A 13256-nucleotide genomic window follows, 5' to 3' on the forward strand; every position below is an offset into this window, starting at 1 on the left:
GTCTCGATTCGATGACGAGGCGTAATCAATGTCGCGTGCCTGCATTGCGACAGCATTGCGCGGCCACAGTGCGTGTGCGGTTCTATTTCACGGAGGAAGCAGGCGGCAGCGCGAGGCGGAAGCACGCGCCGCCATTCGGGCCGTCGAACACCGACACGTGACCGCCGTGCACACGGGCGATCTCACGCACCATGTTGAGTCCGAGACCGGCGCCGCGGTCGAGCGGCGTGAGGCGATAGAACGGCTCGAAAATCAGCGTGCGCTGTTCCGGCGGAATGCCATCGCCTTCGTCACTGACGTCGATGGTCGCGGGCAAACCGACGTGAATACTGATGGTTCCGCGGCGGCCACCATGCTGGATCGCGTTCTGTACGAGGTTGGTTAGCGCGCGTTCAAGTGCGGAACGATCGCCGATGACCTCGACGCATTCGGCTGCCGTATCGAGTGCCAGCTCGTAACCACCGGCTATTGCGAGCGGTGCAAGGTCGGCGACGACGCCTTGCGCGATCGCCGCAATATCGACGCGGCTGAAGGGATGCCGACATTGATCGAGGCGTTGGATGTCGAGCAGTTGTTCGGCCAGCGTAGATAGCCGCGCGGTATCCTCAAGCAATCGCGTCTTGTCGGGCCCCGCCGGCAGCGATTCCAGCCGCGTGTTGAGGATCGCTATCGGCGTGCGCAGTTCATGCGCGGCGTCGGCAACAAAGCGCTGGTGGCGCTGATAACCTTCATCCAGCCGCGCCAACGCGTCGTTGATGGCGGTAACCAGCGGCACTACCTCGAGCGGGATGTCATGAGCGGAAAGCCGGGCGCCACGCTGATGAGTATCGATCTGGCGCGCCTGCGCTGCCGCCATATCTAGCCCGGCGAAGGCGCGCAACACCACCAGCGGCGTCGCAATGAACGTCGCGGTCGCCATCAGAAGCAGGCCGGGAAGGGCGATGCCGAGGAACGCCAGCGAAGTGGCGAGCACGGTCTTGCCGCTGGACATCTTTCCCTGTGTCGCCGTGAGGATCTGCACGTCGCCGGCGGCGCTGTTGACGCGCTTCAGCCGTGCCGGCGGCTTGCGAGCATCGTCTTCAAGGAACCGCCAGCCGAGCCGTGCCTGGCCGATATGATCGAGCGCATCGCCGATCCTGGAAAACTCGACGGGTACTTTGCCTTCCGACAGCGAACGTCCTTCCTTGTCGCGCACCAGGAACCAGAGGTCCGGCGTGCCATCGCGCAATTGCTTGAGTTCTGTCGTGGGGCGCAGCATCAAGCTGCCATCCGCGTCGCGCGCGAGCGACCGCTGCACGATGTCGATCACATGATCTTCGTCCCGCTCCACCAGCAGAAAGCCTGAGGCCCATAGCGCACCGATCAAGATGATGACCAGCGTCACCAGCAAAGCGGCCTGCAGCGATATCAGCCGCCAGCTCAGCCGCGAGCGCAGGCAATAGTGTTCAGAGCGCCCGGTCACGGCACCTTCCTTAACAGATAGCCGACGCCGCGAATGCCGTGGATTTCGACTGCGGCGTCCACGTCGGCAAGTTTGCGGCGTAGCCGCGAGACATGAGTATCCAGCGCGTTCGACTGCACCGCGTCATCGAAGCTGTAAACGGCTTCCTCGAGCGCGGACCGCAGCACGGTCCGGCCCAGGCGCCGTACCAGAGTTTCCAGCACCAGCAATTCGCGCCGTGGAAGTTCGAGCGGGCGTCCATCGACGCTGGCCTCGCGATGGCCGAAGTCGAAGGCGAGCCGCCCGGCCTTCACGATATCCGGCTGTAGGCCGGAGGGCCGACGCAGCACGGCGCGGAGCCGTGCCAGCAATTCCTCGACCGCGAACGGCTTTGCCAGGTAATCGTCCGCACCGCTGTCGAGGCCCTCAATCCGCTCGGTAAGCTCGCCACGCGCCGTAAGCACAATGATGGGTACCCCATAGGCCCGCGCCCTCAGTATTGGGATTAGCGCCAGGCCATCGCCGTCAGGGAGTTGGCGGTCGAGCAGCACCGCGCCGTGGACGTCTGCGGCAATGGCCTCTTCGGCCTCGGCAAGCGTCGCCACATGGTCCACCACCATGTCGTAGCGCTTCAGTGCCGAAGCGAGCGCCGCAGCCATTTCCGCTTCGTCTTCAACGAGCAATATCCGCATTCCCTGCACCTGACATCTGACCGGGTCGAATTAGCGCCAGTATCATTACGGCAGCATTGCGGGAACACCCCAAGGGAGAGCCCTAGGTCGCGGCCTCGGGCCAGTTTGGGGCAGCAACCAGCCATGCGCCGCACGCCGAATGGTGCGCGGGATCGGCCCAAGACAGCCTCTCGAACAACCGCTATAACCGCGCGCGAAATCACTTGGGAGGACAATCAATGATCATGGAAATGCGCGTCTATCGCTGTTTACCCGGCCGCCTACCGGCGCTGATGAAGCGTTTCGATACGCTGACGCTGAAACTGTGGGACAAGCACGGTATCAAGCAGGCCGGCTTCTACACGACGCTGATCGGCACCTCCAATCAGGAACTGACCTATTTCATCGCGTGGGACTCGCTCGCCGACCGCGAAAAGAAATGGACCGCATTCCAGTCTGATCCCGACTGGATCGCCGGCCGCGCCAGGAGCGAGGAGGACGGCCAGATCATCGACAACATCGTCAGCCAGCTCTTGGTGCCGACGGCGTTCTCCGCGGTAAAATAGTCGCGGGCGCAACCCTGTAATTCGGGGGTAAACGGGGTTGATCCTGAAAGCGCGGACCGGCATGGTCTGCGCCAGTTATGAAGGAAAATCCCTTGAACGCGAAACTCGATGCAGCCCCGGTCGTCTCGGTCGGTCCGGTCAAATTCGGCAATAGCCTGCCGATTTCTATCATTGCCGGGCCGTGCCAGCTCGAAAGCCGTGCGCACGCCCTCGAAGTGGCGACTGCGCTGAAAGAGATCGCGGGCCGGCTCGGCATAGGCCTCGTCTACAAGACCTCCTTCGACAAGGCCAATCGAACGTCGGGCTCGGCGGCGCGCGGAATTGGTTTGGCGCAGGCCTTGCCGATCTTCGCCGAGATACGCTCCTCGCTCGGTTTGCCCGTGCTGACCGACGTGCACGAGACCGCCCAATGCGCCGAGGCGGCACAGGCAATCGATGTGCTGCAGATCCCGGCCTTCCTGTGCCGGCAGACCGATCTGCTGCTTGCAGCGGCGGCGACCGGCAAAGTCGTCAACGTCAAGAAAGGCCAGTTCCTTGCGCCGTGGGAGATGACCAACGTCGTCACCAAGATCACCGGCGGCGGCAATCCGAACGTGCTGGTGACAGAACGCGGCGCGTCGTTCGGCTACAACACGCTGGTGTCGGACATGCGTGCGCTGCCGATCATGGCGCAGACGACGGGCGCGCCCGTCATTTTCGACGCCACCCATTCGGTGCAGCAGCCGGGCGGGAAGGGCACCTCATCCGGGGGCCAGCGCGAATTCGTTCCTGTGCTGGCGCGCGCGGCGGTGGCGGTCGGCGTCGCCGGCGTGTTCATCGAGACCCATCCCGATCCCGATCATGCGCCGTCGGACGGGCCCAACATGGTGCCGCTGCGTGAGTTCGAAGCGTTGGTGAAAAGGCTGATGGGCTTCGACGCACTTGCCAAGAACGCTCCGCCGTGACCGCCACCAGCGGCATGCCGCCGGCGCTCAATATTATTGCGCTCGCAACTTTTTCGGCAGCCTTGTCCGCCCGCGCGCTCGATCCGGTGTTGCCGCATGTGGCCGAGGATTTCTCGGTCAGCATCGCGACCGCCGCCAGTTTCGCCGCTGCCTTCGCCTTCACCTTTGCCATCATCCAGCCGGTGCTCGGCGCCTTCGCCGACATTTTCGGCAAGGCGAGGCTGATGATCGTCTGCCTCGCGCTGCTCGGCTTTGCCAACATTCTCGGCGCGATGGCGACATCGTTTCCCCTGCTGTTTGCGAGCCGCATTCTGGCCGGCATCGGTTCGGGCGGCGTGTTTCCAATCGCGCTGGGGCTGACCAGCGATCTCGTTGGTCCCGAGAAGCGTCAGATCGCGATCGGTCGTACGCTGGCCGGCGCCATGACCGGCAACCTGCTGGGCGCTACGGTGTCCGGCTTGATCGGCGATTTCCTTGGCTGGCGCGGTGTGCTGGCCGTGCTCGGCGGAATCGTCGTGCTGGCCTCGGTCGTGGTCGCGGTCGGATTTCGCGGCGCGGCGCTGACACATCCACCGCGCACCAGCCTGTCAGCCCTGAAGAAGGGCTATCGCACGATTTTCACCAATCCGAACGCGCGCATCTGCTACTCGGCCGTCTTTATCGAAGGCTGCTGCGTGCTCGGCCTGTTCCCGTTCATTGCCGCCTTCCTGTTCGAACTCGGACAAACCTCGCTGTCGATCGCAGGTGTCGTCATCGCGGGCTTCGCCGTCGGCGGCCTGTTCTACACCATGACGGTGTCGCGGCTTCTGCCGAAGATCGGTGTCAACGGGATGATGATCGGAGGAGCGGCGCTGGTCGGCGTGCAGCTCATTGCGGTGGCGATGGGGCCGGAATGGAAGTTGCAGTTGCTCAGCCTGATTTTGATGGGCTGGGGTTTCTACATGATCCATGGCAGTCTGCAGGTATTCGCCAGCGAATTGTCGGCAGAAGCGCGCGCGATGGCGCTGTCGTTGCACGCGTTCTTTTTCTTCATGGGGCAGACCGTCGGCCCGATCGCTTATGGTTTCGGCATCCAGCACGTTGGCAAGGTGCCGACTTTGCTGACTGCAGGAGCCGTGATGATCGCGCTAGGCTTTGTCTGTGCCAAATTGCTGCGCCAGACGCGGCCCACGGATGCGGCGGTGACGTAGCAGGCCGCTAGAATAATCCGATGAGGTACTCGAACAGCAAAACCGTCGTGACAAAGGCGCAATTCCGGCCCGACTTCTAAGGAAATTGCCGGCTCGCGTCGGGATGACGCACATCTGCCGCATGCGTCTCGGCCGGATGCCGTGGTCAGGGAGCCGGCCATGGCACGAGGATTGCTTCACTTCTTGCCATTTAAGGTGATGATGTGGACGCCCAGATTACCCGCCCGGCCAGCAGTAATTTCGCCACCAGAAGTGCCGGCTATGCCAATGAACCTCCGCTCCAGCGTTTTCTGGCCGCTTGCTATGGCGACTTCAAATCGGACTATTCCGGCACGGTCGCGGATTACATCCCTGAACTGAAGCGCGCCAACCCGGCCCACTTTGGCATCGGTCTCGTCACCATCGACGGCCATGTTTATGAGGTCGGCGACAGCGCCGTGCCTTTCACCATTCAATCGGTGTCCAAGGCCTTCGTGTTCGCGCTAGCGCTCGACCTGGTCGGCGAGGAGCGCGTGGCCGCAGCGATCGGCGTGGAGCCGAGCGGGGAGGCGTTCAACTCGATCCGGCTGACTAACGACAATCGGCCCTTCAATCCGATGGTCAATGCCGGTGCGATCGCCTGTTCCGGTCTTATTTCACCAGGTCGACGGCGCACACGCCTTCGAGCGCATCCGCGAGAAGCTTAGCCAGTTCGCCGGCCGCGAACTTGGCGTTGACGACGCCGTTCATGCCTCCGAAGCGCTGACCGGCAACCGCAATCGCGCGATCGCCTGGTTGTTGAGGAATTATCTCGTGCTTCAGGACGACGTCGATGCCGTACTAGACACCTATTTCAGACAATGCGCCATCCTCGTCACCGCGCGTGACCTCGCGGTGATGGCGGCTACACTCGCTAATCGCGGCGTCAATCCGGTGACGGGTGTTTCCGTCATTTCGCCCAATATCGTCGCGCGTACGCTCTCGGTGATGACGAGTTCCGGCATGTACGATTACGCCGGCGAATGGATTTACCGCGTCGGTATCCCGGCCAAGAGCGGCGTCGGCGGCGGAATCGTTGCGGCGCTTCCCTCGCAGATGGGGCTTGGTACGTTTTCTCCATGTCTCGACAGCCACGGCAACAGCGTGCGCGGCCTGAAGGTCTGCGAAGCGCTGTCGTCGCGCTTCGACCTGCACATGCTCAACCGCAGCGCCGACGTCCGTACCTGCATCATTGCCGACTACGACATCTTCGGCATTTCGTCACGCCGCAGCCGCCAGCCCAACGAGCAGCAGATCTTGGAAGAGCGCCATAGCGACATCCGCGTGATCGAGCTGGTTGGCGCGTTGAATTTCGCCACGATCGATTATGTGACGCGGCGGCTGGCCGGAGAGCCGCCGAATGCGCCGTTGTTGATCCTCGATTTTCGCCGCGTGCCGGACCTGACCGCTGCCGGCGCGCAGCTCCTTGGCGAGAACCTCACCGTTCTCGCCAATATCGGTGTGACGGCGATTCTGACTGGTCTCGAGACGACGTCGCCGGTGTGGACGGAAGTGCGTGCACGAACCGCAGAGCCGCAGCGGTTGCGGCGCTTCGCGCTGCTCGACGAAGGCATCGAATGGGCGGAGGACCAGGTTATCTATCGCTATGGCGGCTTTACCTCCTCGAAGGAAACAAGCCATCTCGGCGAACAGGCGCTGCTGGCTGATTTGGCCCCGGCGGAAATCGCAGCACTGGCTGACCTATCGACTCCACGCCGCTATGAAGCTGGCCAGCGCATCGTCAGCGCCGGGGAGCCGGCCAACTCGCTCTTTTTCCTGCAAAGCGGAATGGTGAGCGTCAAGCTGCCGAGCGGGGTGCGGTTGGCCTCGCTCGGGCCGGGCATGGAATTCGGCGAAATGGCCATCATCGAACAGCACCGCAGCGCCGATGTGTGGGCTGATACGCCGGTAAAATGCCTCGAGCTGCCGCTCGACAGTTTTGCCGATTACCGCCAGCTCCACCCGCAGACCGCCTTGAAGATCATGCGCAATCTTTCTGCGCTGTTGGCGCGGCGCCTGATCCTCGCCAACGCCAAGGTCGATCTGCTCAGCGCATATTGAGAGCTGTCGACAGCAGCTTTTGCGCCTGCCGGCTTGCCTGGGTACAAAAATTCTCGAGGGCGATCAGCCGAGAATGGCGGAGAAAGCGTTGTGCACGTGCGGTGGTTGGTCGCAGAGGCCATCCGGTTCATGAAAATGGGGCTGATCGGCCTCGTGCGCGAGGCCGCGCCTTAGCGCTTGCCAAGTTTTCACATTGTGTAAAGATTGAACCGAGCCGACCGACCCAGCGCGTTAGGCCCGTTATGAACGGAGGATGCCTTGAGCGAGTCGATTCACCCCAGCGCACCGCATCATCTCCCATCCTTCATCACCGCGCCGGGCGACACCGACGTTCTGATGGTCGTCATCGGCATTTTTCTTATCGTCGCCGTTCTCGCGGTCGGCAATCTCTATTTGCACCTGCACACACTGCCGGAACGGATGGCGCACAAGTCGCAGAAATTCCAGTTTGAAGTCGTGGCGGTGCTGGGCCTGCTGGCGCTGTTCACGCACAACCACCTGTTCTGGGTGATCGGCCTGTTCCTTGCGATGATCGACCTGCCGGACTTCAGCACGCCACTGCGCAGGATCGCAGGGTCGGTCGAGAAGATGGCTGGTGTTCCGCCCGAACAGGACCCGACCGAGCCGCCAGTTGGAGACGCGACGCACGCTGCCGCAACCGGCGACGCCAAGGCCCGAATAGAGAAGGCCAGTGGCGCCAAGAGCGAGGTGCACAGCCATGCTTGAGTTGCTCCTCTGTTCGCTGCTGACGATCTTTCCGGATTATCTCTATCGCCGCTACCGGCAGGGCAAACGGCTCGGCAAGGAGATTACGCTGTACTCGGTGTGGTTCGAACTGCGATTTGGCATCATCGCCTGCCTGATGCTCACGGTCGCGCTGATTACGATGATCTTCTACTATCACCCGTCGACCACATCGGCGACGTTGTACTACCGAACCGTTCCGATTGTGCCCGAAATAACCGGCCGGGTGGCGGAGGTTAACTTCGATCTCAGCGCTCCCGTCAAGAAGGGCGACGTGCTTTTTAGGCTCGACAGCGCCAAGCAGGAAGCGTCGCTGCAGACCGCGAAGCGCAAGATCGCCGAAGTCGATGCCGCGATGCTGTCGGCGCAGGCCGATATTCTCAAGGCGGAAGGTCAGCTTCAGGAGGCAAAAGGCGCGCTGCAGCAGGCGCAGGACGAACTCGACACCAAGAGCGAACTGCAGAAGCGCAATCCTGGTATCGTTCCGCAGCGGGACATCGAAAAGCTACAAGTGGCCGTCGCGGGGCGTCAGGGGTCGCTTGACGCGGCAACGGCGTCGAAACAGTCCGCTATGACGCGGTTGAGCGCTCTGCTGCCGGCGGAGAAGGCAAGCGCGGAGGCGGCGCTGGCCGAAGCGCAGGTCGATCTGGACAAGACCTTTATTCGCGCCGGTGTCGACGGGCGGGTCGAGCAGTTCGCGCTCAGGCCGGGCGATATCGTCAATCCAATGATACGGTCGGCCGGCGTCCTGATTCCGGAGGGCGCGGGACGACGCGCGCTTCTGGCAGGGTTCGGACAAATCGAAGCGCAGGTCATGAAGGTCGGAATGGTGGCCGAGGCCACCTGCATTTCCAGGCCGTGGACGATTATTCCGATGGTGGTGACCAACGTCCAGGATTACATCGCGGCAGGCCAGGTCAGGGGCGGCGAGCAATTGCTCGAAGCGCAGCAGGTCGTGCGCCCGGGTACGATCCTCGTCTACATGGAGCCGATCTTCAAGGGTGGGCTGGAAGGCGTGACGCCGGGAAGCAGTTGCATCGCCAATGCCTACACCAGCAATCACGAACTGATCTCGTCGGGGAAAGTCGGCTCATTCAAGAGCTTTGGGCTGCACGTCGTCGATGCCGTCGGGCTTGTGCATGCGATGCTGCTACGCATTCAGGCGCTGCTGCTGCCGGTCAAGACATTGGTGCTGAGCGGGCATTGATCGAGACGTCCGCTGTGCAGCCGAGCTTTCTCTGGTCAGATTAGAGGCCAAGTGTGATCTCGGCCCAGCGCATCACAGTTCTGCCATTGAGAAACTCGATCACGCTGGGCTCGATCGCTGCCGGCCGGTCGTGGCCGAGCACAGCAGTCGCTACGATCATGTCGCAGCGTTCCCTAAAAACGACCGATATCGCCGTCTTGCCAAGCGGATTGCGAGCGTTGAGCGTGTAAGCGCGGCTGCGACCGTCCATCGACGCAATTCTGACCGGACGGCTGGTGCCGAGCGGCGAGACGTCGCCAACGAGAACAAGATCTCCCATGCGGTCGACATCATCGTCATCGGCTACGCCAGTCGTGCAATTGCAAAAGCCGATCTTGGCGCGCAGATAAATGTTCACCTCGGCACCGCAATCCGCCTCCTTACAGCGGAACGCCTTTCCCTTCCCCCAGGGATCGCTGGGGAAGGGCCAAGCCATCTCGGTCCATACCGGCGCGGTCGCAGTTGCGGCCGCGCGCTGTGGCAGACCGGACCATGCCAGCATCGCCGCCAGCACAGTTCCCAGCGACGCTACTACAATGGCGACACGACCTACCCGCCTCATTGCACCACCGTTTCAGGTTGGCCTAATTGCTGGCGAGATACCTCTTTGCCGCTGCGAGCTCTGGCCGCTCCGTGTCGGCGTTCGCGGTCAATGCCACGAGCTGTTGATAGTTGTGTCGTACCGCAGCCTTGTCACCGAGCGTATCGGCGGCCTTGGCAGCGCCTACGTAGCCTTGGAGTCGGTTCGGCTCCTTGGCCTTGGTGGCCTCGAAGGCCGCAAGCGCCTCCTTGGCCATGCCGCGATCGAGCAGCATGAAGCCATAAAGCTCGCGCGCCGGCGCCAGCGGGCCCGGCGTGATCGCGTGCTTCTCGGTTTTGTCCTCGGCGTCCGCTGCAGCGCTCATAGCCATGAGCGCCTCGTCGTATTTGCCCTCCGAGTGAAGTATCCACGCAACGGCGACCTGACGCTGGATGTCGACGATCTCCGGCCAATAAATATCCTTGGATTCGCGCAACTTGTCGCGCAATTCAGCAAGTTTTTGGACGTCGGCCTTGGCAGCCTCCGGCTTGCCGGAGCGCGCCGCGCCGAGAGCGCGAGCGAAGTGCGAGATCGCCGTCGAGAAGTGTGAGCCGCTCGGCCTGACAGACAGTTGCGAGGCGGCGTCCCAGTCACCGCGCTCGATCGCATAACGGGCCGGCGCCGCCGCCAGTGCATAGTCGGCCGCTGCGACCGTGGCCTTGAAGTTGGTCTCTCTTGCCATGTCGTCCATGACGACGCGCGCTTGCTGATCTTGGGCAAGTTGAAGGTGGGCGTAAACCATATAATCTTGCGCGTGCAGATAATTGCCCACCGACTTTTCGGCCTTGGCCGCCTTTACGGAGGCGATGTTGGAAGCAATCGACTCCTTCCAGTAACCGACGCGGGTGTAGATGTGCGACGGCATGTGCTGGGCGTGCGGCGCGGCCGGCGCGATCTTGGCGTAACGGTTGGCGGCGTCGAGCCCTTTTTGTGCAGTCGCCGGATAGTCGTAGAGATGGATCAGGTAGTGCGTCACCCCCGGATGCTGCGGAAGCCGCACGGAAATCGGCTCCAGGATTGAGGCGCCCTTGGTCTGCTGTGTGTAAGTCTTGTCGTTCAGGTCCGCCGACGTATTGAGCGTGATGGCGTAGGCGATCTGAGCCTCGTCGTCGTCTGGATATTTCGTGGCGACTTTCGCTTGGGCATCCCGGTAGGCGCGCATGCGCTGGGCGTGGGACACTTTGTCGTAATCCGCGTACATCACCATAAGGGCATCAATGTAGTCGCGTTCGCGCTCGGTCTTGGCCCCGATTTCCTTGGCCTTCGTGATAGCGGCAAGGCCGGGCGCGAGATTCGGCCGCGGGATTGCGTTGTGCGGGTTGTCCATCAGCGTGAGCGCGATGCCCCAATATGCCATGGCACATGCGGGGTCCGCCTCGATGACCTCCTCAAAGATCTCTTTGGCGTTGGCGTACCAGAAGGAGTGCTGATAGCGCATCGCTCGATCGAAGCGTCGCTGCGCGACTTCGTTGCAAGAGATTTTAAAGTGCACTTGACCGAGCTGCTGATCCACATCGTCTTGCGCAAACAGCGGCTGGGATGTCGATAGGCTAAGAGCTGCGACGGTAAACCCGAGGAGAGACTTCCGCATGGCCTTCCTCCCTTTGATGCATCTAGAAAAGAATAGATTTCAATAAGCGCCCTTATACGCCTTTCGCACTCGTGCTTGAACGAATATGTGGATCGTGGCAGTGCGACTGACCTTTCGTCCCCCGAGCTTAGACAGTTCTCGGAGGTCCCTGCGCGATTCCACTTCTGATCAGCGCTTAGCCTCGCCCGCGATAGGGCGCGACGCCCTGGTCGGGTACCCACATGCCGTTGGGCAGTTTGCCGGTCTGCCAGAACACGTCGATCGGAATGCCGCCGCGCGGATACCAATAGCCGCCGATGCGAAGCCATTTCGGCTTGATCTCGGCGGCGATCCGCTTGCCGATCATGACCGTGCAATCCTCGTGGAAGGCGCCGTGATTGCGGAAGCTCGCGACATAGAGTTTCAGCGATTTGGATTCCAGCAGCCACTGTCCGGGCACGTAGTCGATCATGAGATGCGCGAAATCCGGCTGGCCCGTCACCGGGCAGATCGAGGTGAATTCCGGTGCGGTGAAGCGCACCAGATAATTGGTATCCGCCTGCGGATTGGGCACGCGGTCGAGCTGCGCCTTTTCCGGGCTGTCAGGCCATTCCACGGCGCGGCCGAGCTGCAATGATTTCTGCAATGATTTTTTGGCCATCATGATCGTCCTCTGCGAGCGCTGACATGGCCGCAACGGGGCGGAGTCGTCAACCGTTAGCGCGCGGACGGATCGGCGAGAAACCGTACTAGCGCCTGCCGTTCGGTGGCGTCCTCGATCCCGCGTATCGACATCCACAATCCCGGAAACATCGCGGCGGGATCGGCAAGGAACGTTTCGAGGCGTTTTCGGTCCCAGCGTAGTCCCTCGTCGCGCGCCTTGCGCAGCACCGGCGAGTAATCGAATTCGGCGTCGTCAGCTACAGTGCGGCCGATTAGACCGGAAAGATTCGGGCCGGGCAGGCCGCGCTCCGCGGGATCGAGGCTGTGACAGGCGCGGCAGGGCGAGAATGCCCGCACACCATCTTCCTCCGCGGTGGCGGAAGCGGGCAGCAGAAGGCACAACAGCAGCAGGAAGGCGAAGGACTTCACGCGACCGTCTGTATCACGACCAGGCGGTCATTGCCGGATTCGCCGCCCCAGGTTTCGCCGGGCCGGCCGTCGAGCTGGCGCACATTCGCGCCCGATTTGTCGCTGGGGAATGCGTTGAACTTTTCCGTCGCAGGATCGAAGCGCACGATCGCGTTGGCGCCGAAATCGGTGAGCCAGACCTTGTCCTTGTCGTCGACGTAAACCGCGTAGGCGCGCGGGCTTGTGCCGGGCAACTTCCACGCCTTCCAGGAGCCGTCGGCAGGATCGTGGACCGATACATTGCCGCTATTCCATTCGCTGACCCAGATCCGGCCCTTCGAATCCGACCACACGCGCCGCGCGCCCTGGTTCGGCGTCGGCGGTTCGACCACGGTCGCGTTGCCGGTCGCCGGGTCGATCTTGGCGATGTGGTTGCCGGCCAGCGAGGCGTACCAGATGTCGCCCTTCGGCGTGACCGTCATGCCGTAGGTGCCGCGGCCGCGCGGTGATTTGAACACGGTCATGTCGCCCGATTTCGGATCGAGCCGGCCATAGATGCCGGATTGTCCGGTGAACCAGTAGATGCCGCTTCTGTCGAAGACAGCGGTGTTGAGGTTGGCGTAAGCCTCCTTTTCGGGCAGGCGGAACAGCGTCACCTTGTGATCACTGGGATCGACACGCGCAATCGCGTTCTGGCCGCCCTCGGTCACCCAGGGCGCGCCGTCCGGGCCGATAATCACGCCATGCGGCGCGGCGCCCTTGCCGAGATCGATCAGCTTGTAGGAGCCGTCGCGCGGATCGAGCCGGCCCAGCGTGCCGTTGCGCTGGCCGCAGAACCAGATCGTTCCATCGGGGGCGGGTGTCGTGTCGCGCGAGCCCATGCCCGCTTTGACCGGATAATATTTGACGCGAAACGGGCCTTCCTGGGCCGCAGCATTTCGCAGGACGGCGGGCGCGGCCAGGATTCCGGCAGCGGCGGTTCCAAGAAACTGGCGGCGATTCATTGCGTTACCCCGGTCTATCAATGTGAAGGTTTGGACGCTGATATCAACCTTGAAGCAAGTCTATCCTGACCCGGCTCTATCGTCCGGAAAAGGCCGCAGCCAAAGCGTTCACATTTGCTTGCGCCCCGTGTAAGACGCCCCGAAACCGGA

At 62.4% G+C, this 13256-nt stretch carries 12 protein-coding genes and 1 pseudogene; 6 read left to right on the top strand and 7 right to left on the bottom strand.

Annotated elements, in window-relative coordinates:
• Window positions 1–82: 82 nt before the first annotated feature.
• Together GWE18_RS30250 and GWE18_RS30255 are read right to left on the bottom strand one after the other, a co-directional pair.
• The gene (locus GWE18_RS30250) at window positions 83–1462 is read right to left on the bottom strand and encodes a HAMP domain-containing sensor histidine kinase (protein WP_275189382.1); all 1380 of its coding nucleotides are present in this window, start codon (window positions 1460–1462) and stop codon (window positions 83–85) included.
• Window positions 1459–2133, bottom strand: a complete 675-nt coding sequence (locus GWE18_RS30255) for a response regulator transcription factor (RefSeq protein ID WP_275189383.1) — start codon at window positions 2131–2133, stop codon at window positions 1459–1461. Before GWE18_RS30255 ends, GWE18_RS30250 begins: the two co-directional genes overlap by 4 nt.
• 218 nt (window positions 2134–2351) lie before the next feature.
• Between GWE18_RS30255 and GWE18_RS30260 the strand changes: the two genes are divergently transcribed.
• From GWE18_RS30260 to GWE18_RS30285, 6 genes and pseudogenes are all read left to right on the top strand, one after another.
• A complete protein-coding gene (locus GWE18_RS30260) occupies window positions 2352–2678 on the top strand; it encodes an NIPSNAP family protein (protein WP_057848810.1) in 327 nt (108 codons plus the stop codon).
• 92 nt (window positions 2679–2770) lie between these two features.
• Window positions 2771–3622: a 3-deoxy-8-phosphooctulonate synthase gene (gene kdsA / locus GWE18_RS30265; RefSeq protein ID WP_275189384.1), complete on the top strand. Its 852-nt coding sequence runs from the start codon at window positions 2771–2773 to the stop codon at window positions 3620–3622.
• Window positions 3623–3636: 14 nt separating this feature from the next.
• Window positions 3637–4812: an MFS transporter gene (locus GWE18_RS30270; RefSeq protein WP_275189426.1), complete on the top strand. Its 1176-nt coding sequence runs from the start codon at window positions 3637–3639 to the stop codon at window positions 4810–4812.
• A gap of 203 nt (window positions 4813–5015) precedes the next feature.
• A pseudogene (gene glsA / locus GWE18_RS30275) lies at window positions 5016–6891 on the top strand (glutaminase A).
• A gap of 258 nt (window positions 6892–7149) precedes the next feature.
• Window positions 7150–7617 (top strand): hypothetical protein, encoded by a 468-nt coding sequence (locus tag GWE18_RS30280; protein WP_275189385.1) that lies wholly within the window; start codon window positions 7150–7152, stop codon window positions 7615–7617.
• The gene (locus GWE18_RS30285) at window positions 7610–8842 is read left to right on the top strand and encodes a biotin/lipoyl-binding protein (protein WP_275189386.1); all 1233 of its coding nucleotides are present in this window, start codon (window positions 7610–7612) and stop codon (window positions 8840–8842) included. Before GWE18_RS30280 ends, GWE18_RS30285 begins: the two co-directional genes overlap by 8 nt.
• Before the next feature lie 40 nt (window positions 8843–8882).
• Here the strand turns inward: GWE18_RS30285 and GWE18_RS30290 are convergent, their stop codons facing one another.
• From GWE18_RS30290 to GWE18_RS30310, 5 genes are all read right to left on the bottom strand, one after another.
• Entirely contained in the window at window positions 8883–9443 is a 561-nt protein-coding gene (locus tag GWE18_RS30290; protein ID WP_275189387.1) for a hypothetical protein, read from the bottom strand.
• Between the two features lie 22 nt (window positions 9444–9465).
• A complete protein-coding gene (locus GWE18_RS30295; RefSeq protein ID WP_342804310.1) occupies window positions 9466–11052 on the bottom strand; it encodes a hypothetical protein in 1587 nt (528 codons plus the stop codon).
• Window positions 11053–11227: 175 nt separating this feature from the next.
• Entirely contained in the window at window positions 11228–11692 is a 465-nt protein-coding gene (queF, locus tag GWE18_RS30300) for a preQ(1) synthase (protein WP_247837243.1), read from the bottom strand.
• Between the two features lie 56 nt (window positions 11693–11748).
• Complete coding sequence (locus GWE18_RS30305) at window positions 11749–12123, bottom strand: c-type cytochrome (protein ID WP_275189389.1); 375 nt, start codon at window positions 12121–12123, stop codon at window positions 11749–11751.
• The gene (locus GWE18_RS30310) at window positions 12120–13106 is read right to left on the bottom strand and encodes a lyase (protein ID WP_275189390.1); all 987 of its coding nucleotides are present in this window, start codon (window positions 13104–13106) and stop codon (window positions 12120–12122) included. The genes GWE18_RS30305 and GWE18_RS30310 overlap by 4 nt, the downstream gene beginning before the upstream one ends.
• Between the last annotated feature and the right edge of the window lie 150 nt (window positions 13107–13256).

It is taken from the genome of Bradyrhizobium sp. CSA112, assembly GCF_029051645.1.
GTDB lineage: Bacteria > Pseudomonadota > Alphaproteobacteria > Rhizobiales > Xanthobacteraceae > Bradyrhizobium.

Coding starts and splice junctions, on each gene's coding strand:
- GWE18_RS30285 (WP_275189386.1), top strand. CDS start 7,610: ATGCTTGAGTTGCTCCTCTGTTCGCTGCTGACGATCTTTCCGGATTAT.
- GWE18_RS30290 (WP_275189387.1), bottom strand. CDS start 9,443: ATGAGGCGGGTAGGTCGTGTCGCCATTGTAGTAGCGTCGCTGGGAACT.
- GWE18_RS30255 (WP_275189383.1), bottom strand. CDS start 2,133: ATGCGGATATTGCTCGTTGAAGACGAAGCGGAAATGGCTGCGGCGCTC.
- GWE18_RS30260 (WP_057848810.1), top strand. CDS start 2,352: ATGATCATGGAAATGCGCGTCTATCGCTGTTTACCCGGCCGCCTACCG.
- GWE18_RS30310 (WP_275189390.1), bottom strand. CDS start 13,106: ATGAATCGCCGCCAGTTTCTTGGAACCGCCGCTGCCGGAATCCTGGCC.
- queF (WP_247837243.1), bottom strand. CDS start 11,692: ATGGCCAAAAAATCATTGCAGAAATCATTGCAGCTCGGCCGCGCCGTG.
- GWE18_RS30270 (WP_275189426.1), top strand. CDS start 3,637: ATGCCGCCGGCGCTCAATATTATTGCGCTCGCAACTTTTTCGGCAGCC.
- GWE18_RS30295 (WP_342804310.1), bottom strand. CDS start 11,052: ATGCGGAAGTCTCTCCTCGGGTTTACCGTCGCAGCTCTTAGCCTATCG.